The sequence below is a fragment of the Lewinella sp. LCG006 genome (assembly GCF_040784935.1).
Lineage (GTDB): Bacteria > Bacteroidota > Bacteroidia > Chitinophagales > Saprospiraceae > Lewinella.
Window position 1 is genome coordinate 6022895 of record NZ_CP160680.1, and the last position, 13946, is coordinate 6036840.

Sequence of the window (13946 nt, forward strand, 5' to 3'; positions counted from 1 at the left end):
ATGAAAATAATAAGATTGATTATGGCTGTTTTCATAATGGCCATCGCTGTTAGTTGCGAGAAAGACGAAATTTTTCCTGAGTCGTATTACGCTTGTGGTGATTTGGAAGCCAACCCCAATCATCCGCAGGAAGCTGATTTTAGTAAGCTCATTAAAGACATCGTGATTTCTGGCGTACCAAGCATGATGCTCACCGTTCACGACAATCAATATGGATACTGGTCCGATGCTCAGGGATTTGCGGATCTTGCATCGGGTATCCCACTTCGGCCATGTAATATCACAAGGGTTGGTAGCACTGTGAAAACCTTTACTGCAGTTACTATGCTGTTATTACAAGAAGAGGGCTTATTGAATTTGGATGATCCAATTTCGGATTATCTCACTGATAGTGAAATTGTTGGGTTAGAAAATGCTAAGCAATCCACCATCAGACAACTGCTACTCCATTCAAGTGGCATCTTCAATTACATTCAGAGTTTGAAGTTCCAAACTGCTTCGCTAAATGATTTGATAAAGTCATGGACCCCCGATGAGTTATTGGACTACGCCCGTGGTGAAGGTGCCTATTTCGCCCCTGGTACTGATGTGTTGTATTCAAATACTGGCTATGTACTACTAGGAATGATTATAGAAAACATAACGGGAAAGCCATTCTATGAAGTTTTTGAAGAAAAGATTTTCATTCCTTATGAACTGACTTTTACTCAATTTGCTGCTATCGATCCAGTACCTGCTGGTATCATTCGTGGCTATGTTGATCTCTATAGTAATCTAAATCTTATCAACGCCACCTACTACAGTGGTTGGGACTACTACACCGCAGATGGTGGGCTCATTTCTAACTCGTATGACCTAAATAAATTCATGACTAACCTATTCCAAGGGGAAATACTTTCAGAGCAGTCACTCAACGAAATGATGACATGGATCGAGCCTTCTGGTGATTATGGAGATGGATTCAAAACATTTTATGGGATGGGGATTTTTAAAATTGAAACAGAATTCGGGCCGGCTTACCTGCATAGCGGTGATGCCATTGGATATTTTGCCACCATGGCATATTTTCCTAACCAACAGGTAACAATCACCTGGGCGGTAAATGCCAATTATGGCAAAGTGGATGAGTTTACACAGTCAAAAGAAGCCATGGAAAACATTTTCAGCGTTGTGCTAGATCAGTAAGGCCATATCCTCACCGCCAATAACCATTACCTTGGCGCCATAGATATCTATAAATTTGATTTAGACGGAAACCTGATTTGGCAAAAGCCCCTTGCGGAGTCAGCTACGCTTTGGCCATCTAGCAGTCATTTGAAAAAGGTAGCTGCTGATCACTTTATGGCCATGTTCACGGCTAACAACAATGTAGTATTGATGAACATCGATAGTGATGGGGAGATCGCATGGGAAAAAACTTACGGAGGTCGCGAATCTGATGTTGCACAAGACCTCGTACAGACCCTGGATGGGCAATATGTATTGCTGTCCAACACATCTAGTTTTGGTAATGGTGGTCTGGATGTAATGTTGACGAAGATTGATACGGAGGGAAATGCTGTATGGAAAAAGGTCTATGGAAGTGCGTCTTCTGACCAAGGTGGCAAGCTGGTAGAACTAAGCAATGGCGACTTGGTCGTAATGGGCAACAGCAATGAAGGCAGTAGCTCCAATTCTCACTATGATCTGTTTCTCCTAAAAACGGATAGTGAGGGAGTGCCTAAGTAGGTGTCTTTGGAGATTTTACAAAAACATCAGTCCGAAACAGATAAGTCCTTTGAGGAATTCAAAACAAGGAACCCTAAGGGGAATGATCAAGAACGGCAGGCTAAATTGAATTAATAGTCAATCAATAATTTGCACGCTAATACAGTAGCACCACCTCCCCACTTATTTTTTTTCGGGTGCCGTTATTCCGCTCCAGCAGGAGTTGATAACTGTAAATACCCTGGGCCGCTGGTTGCCCTTCTATTAATCCATCCCAACCAATAAAACGGTTGTTCAAGTCTTGCTCAGCAGCTTCATAAACGAGCCCACCCCAACGATCAAAAACCCGCCAGGAAAGGAGGCGGGTAAAACACTCTTCTGCAAACAACTCAAAGGAATCATTCATATTGTCAAAGTTGGGGCTGAACGCATTGGGAACATATACCTTTTCACAGGTTTGAACCGTCACTTGTATCCTTGCACTATCGGTACAGCCAGTGAGGTTGTCCGTGGCAATAAGCTGGTAAACGCCAGAATTTACTGGTTGGAACAGGGGAGAGGAGCAGTCCGTGCAAGAGAAAGCACCAGCTGGTTGCCAAGACAAGTTGTAGTCGTTTGATGAACTCACTATGCTCATGAGTTGTACCCATTCGCCAAATGGGACATCGACTACGTTTGGCATCACTTCCACTTCAATATTGCTGGTACTGATCGTTGTAACGACTACACTATCACAGCCAGCAGACGTAGTGAGAGCATCCATGTAAATGCCAGCTTCGGTATACCAGTTAGCCCCTACTTGCAGGCTTTCGCCAGAACAAAGGGCTACTTCCTGGTTGATGGTTTGCAGAGGTTGTGCCGTAATCACATAGGGTTGATACTGTGGACAATTGTCGGTAGTGCCCACCAAGGTATCCACAAAACTGGTACTGGCTGTAAATTGGCGCCCATCAATTTCGAGTGTTTCTCCTTCACAGAAGGTGTAACTTATTGTAGGAAGCAAGCGGGTATCACCGGTCAGGGTGGTCGTAATTAAGGTGTCATTACAAGAGTTGGGTACGGGAAGGGCATCGAGGTAGACACCCGCTTGGGTATAAGTGCTGGTGCCCACAGACAAGCTCCCGTCCGGCAAATCACAAAGATCGAAGGATTGCTCCAGTTGCACATTACAAAGGCGAAGGCTGATGTCATCAATGGCCAGGTCATTGCCGCAGCCACCGGGAGCATTGTTGATCAATTGCAGGAGCAGGGTTGTTTGGTTAGGACCCGTACGAAATTTGAGGGTATAAGGTCTCCAGGTAAGAAAACTGCTGTAGAAGATTTCACCAGTTGTCATCGTTGCCAGCGTAGTGCCATTGCCCGGGTCGACGACAGAAAATCGAATATCGGGTTTCTCGGCATCTCCAATACAGCCAATAGGTACTACAACATTGGCAATGTAACAGGAGAAAAGATAGTCGGTATGCTCACATAAATCCATCAGCGTTTTTTGGTAAAAAATTCCCGCACCTTCCGTTGCATTGACCAGGAACATATAGCCACCGGTATCTCCCTCGGTGTGGTCAAAACCCTCGTGCCAAAATCCTCCATTGATACCTGTTACATTCGAAATGACGTAGCTGCCATCATTGATACTCCCAAAATTGTAAGTTGTTGTACCACTCGCTAAAGCTAGCCCCTGACCGAAACCACTCCCGAAGTCCTCAAAAAAGATAGCAGGCCCGGGATCGGGGGTACACTCCTGTGCGGTGAGCAGGTGTTGAAAAAAAAAGAATAGAAAACCAAATGCCAAAAAACGCATCATAGCTCGTTGGTAATTGCCTGCTGCGGAACGAAATAGTTCGCTTTAGCGAAGATACGAAAACTACCTGCTGCGAAATTGCCGCCAAAGCGACTTTTCCACCTCCCTAAATCATTTACCTTTGTCATTCTTATTTTGTGAATCAACAGTATTAATGACTATGGCCAAGGACCACACCATTGAAATAAACGGACACCGCCACGTTGCATTTCACCTCGACCGCCTGGAGCCAACAGAAATGGAAGCGAAAAGCGATGCGTTCTACCATTGGCTTGACACGCGGCGTTCGGTACGGGAATTTACCAGCGAACCCGTTTCCAAAACAGTGATCGAAAACATCATCAAAGCTGCTTCTACCGCCCCTTCGGGCGCACACAAGCAGCCGTGGACCTTCTGTGCTATCAGCGACCCGGTACTGAAAAAGCAGATTCGAATTGCCGCCGAAGCGGAAGAAAAAGAGAGCTACGAAAGCCGTATGAGTGAGCGTTGGAAAGACGACCTCAAGCCCATGGCCACCAACATGTACAAGCCCTTTCTGGAAGAGGCACCCTGGTTGATCATCGTCTGCAAAAGGGCCTACGAGCTAGATGCTGACGGCAACAAGCACAACAATTATTACGTCAACGAATCGGTAGGTATCGCCTGCGGCATGCTCATCACGGCCATCCATAATGCTGGCCTCGTGACACTCACGCATACCCCCAGCCCCATGAATTTTCTGACGAACATTCTGAACCGACCTAAAAACGAACGCGCTTACCTGCTGCTGCCAGTTGGCTATCCCAAACAACCGGTTTATGTGCCCGATTTAGAACGAAAAGGACTGGACGAAATGGCGGTATTTTACGCAGGGTGATGATGTATATATTTGTATTAGAGACGCGATGCATCACGTCTCTAATACAAATATATAACACGGCCCCAAAAGATAGGTGCCCCTTACGCCTTACTCAACTGATCTGCTAATTTCACCAAATTGGGCAAACGATAATCACCCGCCATTTCTTTGATTCTATCCGTGGCCCAAGTGGCTTCACACCCAATAGCCGTCACAAACAGTGCCTTGCTGCTATCACCGCGTAACAAACGGACCTCCACTTCCTCAGCGGCTCGGAAATGGTTTTTTGCTAGCCCAATGACCGGCACTTTGACGTCCAGCACTTCGTAAAGATAAACACCTAGACCAGGCTTGTCTTTACCTAAATAAACATAACTGTCGACAAGAATGAAATCTAGCGGTTCACTCACTTCGCGTAGGAGGGCCAGCAGTGCAGGGAGTTCTCGTTTGTAAAATTTGCCGGGTTCGTATTCTCCTGCCAGTGGTGTTTGAATGGTGTAGGTCTTGTAGGCTTCTTCGTCGGTCCAGTCCTTGAACAAGACACCTGCTACTTGCGCAAAATCATCGCGGTAATGAACATCTATACAAATGATCATGGCCGTAATTTTAAGGCACGCAGCAATTCCGGAGCCTGCCATTCGCGTACATCACCGGGCTGCATATCGCCCAGCGTCAGGTTTTCAATGGCGGCCCGAACCAGTCGTAAGACCGGGAATCCTACCGTAGCGCACATCCTTCTGACCTGGCGGTTTTTACCTTCGGTCAAGCGCAATTCTATCCAGCTATCCGGGATGCTTTTTCTGACCCGAATGGGTGGGTCGCGATCCGGCAGGGTAGGGAAGGGGTCCAGCAGTTTTGCTTTGGCTGGCCGCGTGCGGTAATCCCGCTTTTTGATCCGAATATTGACGCCGTTGTTCAAGCGGGTCAATGCCTCCTCGTTTGGGATCCCCTCTACCTGTACCCAATAAGAGCGCTCGTGGGCCCAACGTGGGTTCAGTAGTTGACTGTTCAGCCGTTTATCATTGGTGATAATCAGCAGCCCTTCGCTGTCTTGATCGAGACGGCCTACCGGGTAAACATCTTTGGGGAAATCGTACAAATCTGCTAGTGTACGATGATGTGGAGCCTCCCGCGAAAACTGCGAAAGCACTCCATAAGGTTTATATATGACGTAATAATAGAACACTAAGGTAATTTGACGGAAATAATTTATTCCATTTTTTCCAACGATTCGCGAATATTTTCACGCAAGCTCCTTTTAGTTGCTTGCTTAGAAAATTTTAGCGAATCAAAAATGGAATAAATTATTTTTGTTCCGTCACTAAACGTTGAAGCGGAAGTGCATCACATCGCCATCATTTACGACGTATTCTTTGCCTTCTACACTCAATTTTCCAGCTTCTTTAACTGCTTGTTCTGAACCGTATTTGACATAATCGTCATAAGCAATAACTTCCGCCCGAATGAAGCCTTTTTCGAAATCACTGTGAATCACACCAGCAGCACCAGGTGCTTTTGTGCCATTCACGATGGTCCAGGCACGTACTTCTTTAACGCCCGCCGTAAAGTAGGTGATCAGGTTCAGCAAAGCGTAAGCACCGCGAATAACCCGATTAACACCGGGTTCAGGAAGACCCATTTCGGCGATAAATTCGTCGCGTTCCTCCTTGGTCTCCAATTCAGCAATGTCTGCTTCAATGGCGGCCGAAATCAAGATAACTTCGGCATTCTCTTCAGCTACGGCAGCTTTGAAGCGTTCGGTATATTCATTGCCACTTTCTACGGAATCCATGTCTACATTACAAACATAGAGGATGGGCTTGGCGGTCAGCAACATCATTTCTTTGAGCAAAGCATAACCATCTTCAGGTAAGGATACACTACGGGCAGGTTTTCCGCTTTCGAGGTGAGCCTGGATCATGTCTCCAATCTCAACGAATCGCTTGGCTTCTTTCTCGCCACTTCTAGCGGCTTTGCGCAGCTTGTCTATGCGCTTTTCAACGGTCTCTAAATCTTTAAAAATCAGCTCCGTATCGATGATTTCCTTGTCGCGAACTGGGTCGATGTTGCCATCAACGTGGACGATATTGTCGTCATCAAAACAACGGACAACGTGGATGATGGCATCCACCTCACGGATGTTACCCAGGAATTGGTTGCCCAAACCTTCGCCTTTACTCGCGCCTTTGATCAGACCAGCAATATCAACAATGTCTACATTGGTAGGCAAAATCCGCTGAGGATTCACAAACTCCGCCAGCTTGTCCAAGCGTGGATCGGGTACGGTGATGACCCCCACATTGGGTTCCTTGGTTGCAAAAGGATAATTAGCCGCCAACGCTTTCGCGGAGGTCAAGGCGTTGAAGAGGGTAGATTTTCCTACGTTGGGCAAGCCCACAATACCACACTGAAGTCCCATTCGATGATTTCTTTTTTATCGGCCGCGAATATACAAGTAATTCTCCTGTTTGACCGATTATTCCTTACCTTTCCTTTATGAACTTTCTAGCACACCTTCTTCTTTCCTGTGAACAGGAAGAACTCATGATCGGGAACTTCCTCGGCGATTTTGTCAAAAACCGGGAATTGCCTCAGTTTTCGGAGGCTATACAGCAAGGAGTACGCCTGCACCGTTTGATTGACACTTTCACCGATGCTCACCCATTGGTACGGCAAGCCACCAAGCGGATTCATCATCGCCACGGCAAATACGCCGGTGTCGTCATTGATGTGCTTTACGATTATGTGTTGGCAAATCATTGGACAAGTTTTGGTCCCGGCAGCCTCGAAGTCTTCACCCAGCGTACTTATCGTACCCTCGAGAAGTATCTCACTGTCATGCCAAAACGCCTTCATACCGTCGTTCCCAACATGATTGCCGATGACTGGCTCGTAAGGTATGGTACCTTAGATGGTATTGCCTACACCTTCAGTCGCCTCCAAAAACGCATTTCCCGCCCTGAATTTCTTGAGGATACGCTTATTACCCTCCAGGAAGAAGAAGCCGCTTTGACCGAAGAGTTTACCTATTTCTTTCCAGAAATCGCTAGCGAGGTAAAAGTGTTTTGTGCTTGTTAAACTTTGGGGCTATGCCTTGGGGTTGTGTAAAAAGCCAAGCTACCAGACTTGTCTTCTTAGTGGTTCCCTACTAGGTTCCGCGGGCTTCAGTACGCACAGTTATTTACCTGAATTATTCACTTTGTCTTAGTGAAATAATCGTCAGCATTTATTTCCCAGTAACTTCTTGAAGAGCGTGCTGAAGTCCACGCAACCTGATAAAATTACCCCCCAAAGAAGATCCGCTTAATATCCAACCCATTGGCGAAGACCACCAAGCCAATCACGATCACGAAACCTACGATGGTAGCATATTCCATAAATTTGTCGCTCGGCTTGCGGCCAGAAACAGCTTCGTATAGTAAAAACATCACATGTCCACCGTCAAGCGCAGGAATAGGCAGCAAGTTCATAAAGGCCAAAATCAGGGAGAGGATGGCCGTCATGGTCCAGAAGCGCTCCCAATCCCAAACAGCGCCAAACATGGAGCCGATAGATGCAAAACCGCCTAAACTCTCAGAAGCTTTGATACGGCCACGGAACATCTGACCAAAAGCTTTCAACTGGTCATTGAGGGTAGCAATACCCAGTGCTGCTCCGGCAGGCATGGCTTCGGCAAAGGAATATTCCTGGCGTTCGGTACCGAAAAAATAGGTAGGATCAGCAGGCGCAACACCAATTTTCCCTTCTTCCGTGGTGGTTACTTTGATGCTCTTTTCTACACCATTCCGAACCAGTCCAACGGTAACTTCTTGGCTGACGAAAGGCTTTATCTCATTGACGAAATCAGAAAAGAAAGGGGTAGTGGTGCCATTCAGCGAAATAATGCTGTCTTTTTCTAAAATCCCTGCCGCTTTTGCCGGAGAATCTTTGGAAAAACCAGCAGCCACAAAAGGTACACGCGGCACAAAAAGCATGGCTCCTTTGTTTTCATAACTTGACAACTCTCCCACAAAACGCTGGTCAATTGCAATGTTGACGACCTCGCCATTGCGGCGTACCTGCATGTCCTGCGCATTATTGATGACAATCTCCCGCAAGAGGGTACGGCTGTTGAATTTGTCGAAATCCTGGCCATTGATAGAAAGCACTTGATCACCATCACGCAGGCCAATTTCTCGACCTAGTGAATCAACAGCAATACCGTATTCAATGCGTTCATTCGGCAGGTATTCCTGACCGTAATACCAGAGCACACAACCAAAAATAAGTAGCCCCAAGATAAAATTGACGGTTACACCACCCAACATGATGATGAGTCGCTGCCATGCTGGTTTTGAGCGAAATTCCCATTCCTGGGGTTCACCCGCCATTTGTTCTTTGTCGAAGCTCTCGTCGATCATTCCGCTGATTTTGACGTAGCCACCTAGGGGCAACCAGCCAATACCGTATTCTGTTTCACCAATCTTCTTTTTGAACAAAGAAAAACCAGGGTCAAAAAAGAGGTAGAATTTTTCCACACGGGTACCAAAAAGGCGAGCGGGGAAGAAGTGACCTCCTTCGTGCAAAACAATCAAAATAGAGAGGCTCAGCATCAGCTGGCCAGCCATGATCAAAATATCCATATGCTAGCGGGTAGGTTTGCTTAGAAAACCCATTTTATTGTTATTTAGAGCTTACTGAAGTTTTCGTATTTGGTGGCCAAAAACAAAACTCCAACAAGTTCCGACCGGGATGTACAACATTGTCTGAGAAAGAAATGTTGCCCGTAAAAGCGGCAAAGGTATTCGATTTTGATTAATTCTTTAGTTTTGCAGTCTATGCAATTGTTTTTTATACCACAGATTGACCAGGAAATCATCGACCTCCCCGCCGAAGAGGCTCGCCACGCCGTGCAAGTACTGCGCAAGCGGGTCGGGGATGAGTTGGATATTGTCGACGGAAAAGGCGGCTGGTACCGGGGGCTGATCACCGAGGTCACCAAGCGCTCCTGTACGGTGCTGCTTACGCAAACGCGTAAAGAAACCCTACGGGCCAACTACCATTTGACCATGGCCGTTTCCCCCACGAAAAGCAATGATCGCTTCGAGTGGTTTTTGGAAAAGGCTACGGAAATAGGTGTGGATACCATCATTCCGCTTCAATGTAGTCGTACCGAGCGCCCCAGGGTAAGAATTGATCGCTACGAAAAGGTCTTGGTTGCAGCGATGAAGCAAAGCCTGCAAGCTTGGCTACCGGAACTAAAGGAATTGACCCCCTTTGAGGAAGTTGTCCAGCAATTCCAGGAAAACCAGGCGACGTATATTGGTTGGTGTAATGAAGAGGTAAAAAGCCCACTCATTGACAACTACCAGCCCTCTACTAACGTTCTTATTCTGATTGGTCCGGAAGGTGATTTTACGGAGGAGGAAGTGCAGATGGCACGCGCCAAAGGCTGCCAACCCATCACTTTGGGGCCCACCCGCTTGCGTACAGAAACCGCAGCCCTGGTAGCTACCCAAAGTATTGCTTTACTAAATCAACTGCGCTGATAATTTTAATAAACAGTGCATTAAAATCGAAGAGAAATCGTGAAGATTCCACAGCGTCTGCTTTTTGTAATAATAATTGTACTGCTCGCCGGCAGTAGTTGGTCATGGGCTCCCTTACCCCCAGCAACTGCACCGATGAAACTGGGCCTGCTCAAGTACCGGGGTGGGGGAGACTGGTACGCCAACCCTACAGCACTCCCCAATTTGGCATCCTTTTGCAATACCCTTCTCAATACCAATTTTGATGAGACAGAATATGCTGTTGTGGAAGTAGGCAGCGCTGAATTATTTAATTATCCCTGGATTCACATGACAGGGCATGGCAACGTGGTCTTTTCAGACTCAGAAGCCGACAATTTGCGCAATTATTTGCTAGCCGGTGGTTTTTTGCATATTGATGACAACTACGGCATGGATGCCTTTGTACGTACCGCGATGAAGAAAGTGTTTCCGGAGCTGGATTTCATCGAATTGCCTTTCCAGCACCCTATCTACCATCAACGGTTTGATTTCAACAATGGCTTACCAAAAGTCCACGAACATGATGGCGGTGCAGCCCGCGGCTATGGATTGATCTTCGAAGGTCGTCTGGTTTGCTTTTATTCTGCTGAATGCGACCTTGGTGATGGTTGGGAAGACCCCGCAGTCCATAAAGACCCCGAAGAAATTCGTCAGTTGGCCTTGCGCATGGGAGCTAACATTATTCAGTTTGCGTTTGAGCAGTAAACTGTAAATATCTTTCCTATCTTTGCCTTGCTTTACGGTAGCTGATGCCATGCATTAGCTTTAAAAGGGAATCCGGTGGAAATCCGGAGCAGTCCCCGCTGCTGTAAGCTTCGTTTAAAGCATTATTATTTATGCCACTGTTAACACGGGAAGGCAATAATGCACAGAAGTGAGCCAGAAGACCTGCCAGTAATGCATCATAATTCTTCAAATCTTTCGGAGGAAAAGAAGGAGGAAATGCTAACCTTTACTGGTGTGCCCTTGCTATATCGTGAGGGTGATTACCCAGTATGCATTTTCCTTGTGTTTTTCTCCAAAGGGAAATGTCATCAATTTGCTTCGTTTTGTAATTATATTGGTGTTGTTTTTGCCTTTTCTGCTCTTTGCGCAGGAAGGAGAGCAGAGAGACAGTCTACGCCAGGCTGAACTTCCGTTGATTACGGTGAAGTCTAATTTGACGAGGCCAGTTATCGACCTGACACCTTCACTGAAGACGGAAGCGAGTACTGCCTATTCAAGTCTAGTGAACGCTTTGGAAGACAGTGGTTTACTATTCATTAAAAGTTATGGTTTAGGAAGCTTGGCGACGGCTTCCCTTCGTGGAGGTGCTGCTGGGCAAACCGCTATCAGCTGGAATGGCATCGCGCTGCAAAGCCCCATGCTAGGTCTGGTGGACCTCTCCCTTATTCCAACCATTCATATCGATCAAGCTACCGTAGATGGAGGAGGCCAGAGTGCTGCCATGGGAAGTGGAGCGGTAGCCGGAAGTATTTCTTTCGGCAGCTTCCGACCAGATACTGCTTTTCGGATATCTCATCATTTTACCACGGGGAGTTTTGGCTTGTTTCACAGTGCTCATCGACTAGGTGGTGGTACGGAGAAGCTACGCTTTAAGCTAAGTACACAATTTGACAAGGCGACCAACAATTTTCCCTTCCGCTTACGCGATGATCTTCCTGAGCAACGCCTGACACACGCCGAATTTCAGCAACAAGCCTGGCAGCAATCCGTGTTTTGGGATGTTCATTCCAAGCATCGGTTGACGATACACGCTTGGCAGCAAACTACCAACCGAAATCTTCCTCCTACAGCCGTAGAAAATGTCAGTCTAGCTACCCAAAAGGATCAATTTTGGCGGCAACAACTGATTTGGCAAGCACGGGGAGCTAAAGCCGTTTGGGAAAACCAATTGGCCTATAATTTAGAAGATATCCACTATCAGGACCCACTAGCGGGTATAGATGCACCGAGTACTTTTAACCAGCTGACCTGGCAAAGCAAACGCAGTCAAAGTATGGGTAATTTTGACCTGGAAAGCGGTCTCCAATACATCCGCGCTAGTGCGGAGGCCAAGGAATACCGACAGTTACGATTGCAAGAACAAAAAGGGTTTTACCAACGGCTTACCTACCATTTTACACCCACCTTCAGGAATACACTTCTGGCCCGCATTCATCAAATAGATGACCATAACCCGCTTTGGGCCTTGCGTGCGGAGATGAACAAAGAATTTTCACACGATTGGCGCTTAAGCGGAGCCATTAGTCGGGATTTTCGCGTACCCACCCTCAATGACCTCTACTGGATACCAGGAGGAAACCATAACCTGAAGACGGAACTATCCTGGGCGCAAGAACTGAAATTGTACAAATACGATGAGGAGGGACGCTACTATTTTGGAGCTACCGCTTACAACCGGATGGTAGATAACTGGATACAGTGGGCCCAACAGGACGGCAATGCTTTTTGGTCTGCTGGCAATGTGACCCGCGTATGGAGTCGTGGCCTTGAATTTAATGGAGGAGTATTTTTTCCTACATCTTCGGGTTCATTGAGCATTGATGCAAGGTATCATTTTACCAAATCGACCTACGAAGAAGCCATAGCCAATCCAGCTATTGAGAAAGGAACGCAACTTTGGTACACGCCCGTCCATTTAGCAAACCTACAACTGAGTTTTGAGACGGGGAATTTGCTCTTTAAGTACACCCACCGCTACATCAGTGAAACCGAAGGGGTCAACGCTGATTTAGCGGCTTACCAATTGGGTGATTTTCATCTCATTTGGCGAAAGCTTGAGAAAGCGACCAGTTTTCGCTGCTTCCTGGAAATCAACAACCTCTGGAACGCTTCTTATCGCGTCATTGAAAGAAGACCGATGCCTGGACGACACCTCCGTATCGGGATACAAACCGATTTTTCATTGCAGGAGAATAAAACGGAAGGCTTTTAAGAACAGAATGAAAAAAATAAGTTCCGACCGGGCTGAAGCCCAGTCTACTTTTAGAACAAAAAAACCATTTTTATGAAAAACAATCTACTATTTATCGCACTGTTTTGTGCCGGTGCACTTGCTGCCCAAACCACCACTGATTTTGAAAATTTTGGGCTGACTCCGGGAGAATTTATCAACCAAACTCCTGATGGTGCCTTTGTGAGTGGAAATGTGAGTCTGAACAATTTTTATGATGAAGTTTATGATTACTGGGATGGTTGGGCCATTTCCGCTACAACGGACAACGTTACGCCTGGCTTTATGAACCAATATTCTTCCGCCTCGGGAGCTGGCGCTAATGGTAGTGCTACATATGCCCTCACGTATGCGTTTACTGAGCAGCGCATTCAGTTGACAGGTGATGCAGCAGGTGCTCCCGTAATTGGCATGTACGTCAACAACAGCACTTTTGCTTACCTCAACATGCTGAATGGCGGCGCTCCCGGAAAACGTTTTGGTGGGGAAACGGGTGATGATCCTGACTTTTTCCTACTCACGATTCAGGGCGAACTTGCGGGTGAACGTACGGAAGAAGTCATCGAGTTTTATCTAGCCGATTACCGCTTTGCGGACAACAGCCAGGACTATATTGTTACCGACTGGACACTCATTGACTTGACCTCCCTGGGAAATGTCGATCACTTGATCCTTTCGCTGAGTTCTTCTGATAATGGAGATTTTGGTATGAATACGCCCGCTTACGTTTGTGTGGATGATATCACAACCAGCGATATGCCCTTGAACGTTCGCGACCAGCAACTGGATTGGAACATTACGCTTTATCCAAATCCTGCTCATGATTATCTGCAATTGGAATGGCCCCTAAGCCAAACAGGAACGGCCAGTATTTTCAATGCGCAAGGGCAATTGGTGAAATCAGTTTCTTTAGCCGCTGGTGCAAATTCGATAGCTATCGAAACACTTCCCAGTGGTAATTATTTGCTAAGATTTACCGATGGCAACGCGTGGAATGCTCAGCGTTTTATTAAGCTGTAAAAGCAGGTTTTACCCGCAAAATACCTGCTGGCTAGACCAAACATTCCCTCTCTTGTCGTTGTTGTTATTTGGTGT

At 46.6% G+C, this 13946-nt stretch carries 13 protein-coding genes and 1 riboswitch; of the genes, 8 read left to right on the plus strand and 5 right to left on the minus strand.

Going from position 1 to position 13946, the window contains the following annotated elements:
- Positions 1 to 1185 carry a serine hydrolase domain-containing protein gene (locus AB0L18_RS21835; RefSeq protein WP_367389448.1) on the plus strand — a complete coding sequence of 395 codons (1185 nt, stop codon included), beginning with the start codon at positions 1 to 3 and terminating at the stop codon, positions 1183 to 1185.
- Positions 1186 to 1314: 129 nt separating this feature from the next.
- Positions 1315 to 1728: a hypothetical protein gene (locus AB0L18_RS21840; RefSeq protein WP_367389449.1), complete on the plus strand. Its 414-nt coding sequence runs from the start codon at positions 1315 to 1317 to the stop codon at positions 1726 to 1728.
- 136 nt (positions 1729 to 1864) lie between these two features.
- Here AB0L18_RS21840 and AB0L18_RS21845 read toward each other — a convergent pair whose 3' ends face one another.
- Positions 1865 to 3511 (minus strand): gliding motility-associated C-terminal domain-containing protein, encoded by a 1647-nt coding sequence (locus AB0L18_RS21845; protein ID WP_367389450.1) that lies wholly within the window; start codon positions 3509 to 3511, stop codon positions 1865 to 1867.
- A gap of 157 nt (positions 3512 to 3668) precedes the next feature.
- Here AB0L18_RS21845 and AB0L18_RS21850 point away from each other — a divergent pair, with 157 nt between their 5' ends.
- Positions 3669 to 4364, plus strand: a complete 696-nt coding sequence (locus AB0L18_RS21850; RefSeq protein ID WP_367389451.1) for a nitroreductase family protein — start codon at positions 3669 to 3671, stop codon at positions 4362 to 4364.
- Positions 4365 to 4447: 83 nt separating this feature from the next.
- On the opposite strand, the gene AB0L18_RS21855 is transcribed toward AB0L18_RS21850, so the two are convergent.
- The 3 genes from AB0L18_RS21855 to ychF all read right to left on the minus strand — a co-directional run bounded on the left by AB0L18_RS21855 (position 4448) and on the right by ychF (position 6765).
- Positions 4448 to 4942: an endonuclease V gene (locus AB0L18_RS21855; protein WP_367389452.1), complete on the minus strand. Its 495-nt coding sequence runs from the start codon at positions 4940 to 4942 to the stop codon at positions 4448 to 4450.
- Positions 4939 to 5532 (minus strand): pseudouridine synthase, encoded by a 594-nt coding sequence (locus tag AB0L18_RS21860; RefSeq protein ID WP_367389453.1) that lies wholly within the window; start codon positions 5530 to 5532, stop codon positions 4939 to 4941. Before AB0L18_RS21860 ends, AB0L18_RS21855 begins: the two co-directional genes overlap by 4 nt.
- 135 nt (positions 5533 to 5667) lie before the next feature.
- Positions 5668 to 6765: a redox-regulated ATPase YchF gene (gene ychF, locus AB0L18_RS21865; RefSeq protein ID WP_367389454.1), complete on the minus strand. Its 1098-nt coding sequence runs from the start codon at positions 6763 to 6765 to the stop codon at positions 5668 to 5670.
- Between the two features lie 77 nt (positions 6766 to 6842).
- Here ychF and AB0L18_RS21870 point away from each other — a divergent pair, with 77 nt between their 5' ends.
- Positions 6843 to 7424 carry an ACP phosphodiesterase gene (locus AB0L18_RS21870; protein WP_367389455.1) on the plus strand — a complete coding sequence of 194 codons (582 nt, stop codon included), beginning with the start codon at positions 6843 to 6845 and terminating at the stop codon, positions 7422 to 7424.
- Between the two features lie 203 nt (positions 7425 to 7627).
- On the opposite strand, the gene rseP is transcribed toward AB0L18_RS21870, so the two are convergent.
- Positions 7628 to 8968 (minus strand): RIP metalloprotease RseP, encoded by a 1341-nt coding sequence (gene rseP / locus AB0L18_RS21875; RefSeq protein WP_367389456.1) that lies wholly within the window; start codon positions 8966 to 8968, stop codon positions 7628 to 7630.
- A gap of 168 nt (positions 8969 to 9136) precedes the next feature.
- Between rseP and AB0L18_RS21880 the strand changes: the two genes are divergently transcribed.
- From AB0L18_RS21880 to AB0L18_RS21895, 4 genes are all read left to right on the plus strand, one after another.
- On the plus strand, positions 9137 to 9874 hold the full coding sequence (locus AB0L18_RS21880) for a 16S rRNA (uracil(1498)-N(3))-methyltransferase (protein WP_367389457.1): 738 nt from the start codon (positions 9137 to 9139) through the stop codon (positions 9872 to 9874).
- Positions 9875 to 10009: 135 nt separating this feature from the next.
- Entirely contained in the window at positions 10010 to 10600 is a 591-nt protein-coding gene (locus tag AB0L18_RS21885) for a DUF4159 domain-containing protein (RefSeq protein ID WP_367393175.1), read from the plus strand.
- A gap of 18 nt (positions 10601 to 10618) precedes the next feature.
- A riboswitch (cobalamin riboswitch) is annotated at positions 10619 to 10806 on the plus strand.
- A gap of 128 nt (positions 10807 to 10934) precedes the next feature.
- Positions 10935 to 12833 carry a TonB-dependent receptor plug domain-containing protein gene (locus AB0L18_RS21890; RefSeq protein WP_367389458.1) on the plus strand — a complete coding sequence of 633 codons (1899 nt, stop codon included), beginning with the start codon at positions 10935 to 10937 and terminating at the stop codon, positions 12831 to 12833.
- 72 nt (positions 12834 to 12905) lie between these two features.
- Entirely contained in the window at positions 12906 to 13871 is a 966-nt protein-coding gene (locus AB0L18_RS21895; RefSeq protein WP_367389459.1) for a DUF4465 domain-containing protein, read from the plus strand.
- The last annotated feature ends 75 nt before the right edge of the window (positions 13872 to 13946 follow it).

Coding starts and splice junctions, on each gene's coding strand:
- AB0L18_RS21835 (WP_367389448.1), top strand. CDS start 1: ATGAAAATAATAAGATTGATTATGGCTGTTTTCATAATGGCCATCGCT.
- AB0L18_RS21845 (WP_367389450.1), bottom strand. CDS start 3,511: ATGATGCGTTTTTTGGCATTTGGTTTTCTATTCTTTTTTTTTCAACAC.
- AB0L18_RS21850 (WP_367389451.1), top strand. CDS start 3,669: ATGGCCAAGGACCACACCATTGAAATAAACGGACACCGCCACGTTGCA.
- AB0L18_RS21855 (WP_367389452.1), bottom strand. CDS start 4,942: ATGATCATTTGTATAGATGTTCATTACCGCGATGATTTTGCGCAAGTA.
- ychF (WP_367389454.1), bottom strand. CDS start 6,765: ATGGGACTTCAGTGTGGTATTGTGGGCTTGCCCAACGTAGGAAAATCT.
- AB0L18_RS21870 (WP_367389455.1), top strand. CDS start 6,843: ATGAACTTTCTAGCACACCTTCTTCTTTCCTGTGAACAGGAAGAACTC.
- rseP (WP_367389456.1), bottom strand. CDS start 8,968: ATGGATATTTTGATCATGGCTGGCCAGCTGATGCTGAGCCTCTCTATT.
- AB0L18_RS21885 (WP_367393175.1), top strand. CDS start 10,010: ATGAAACTGGGCCTGCTCAAGTACCGGGGTGGGGGAGACTGGTACGCC.
- AB0L18_RS21895 (WP_367389459.1), top strand. CDS start 12,906: ATGAAAAACAATCTACTATTTATCGCACTGTTTTGTGCCGGTGCACTT.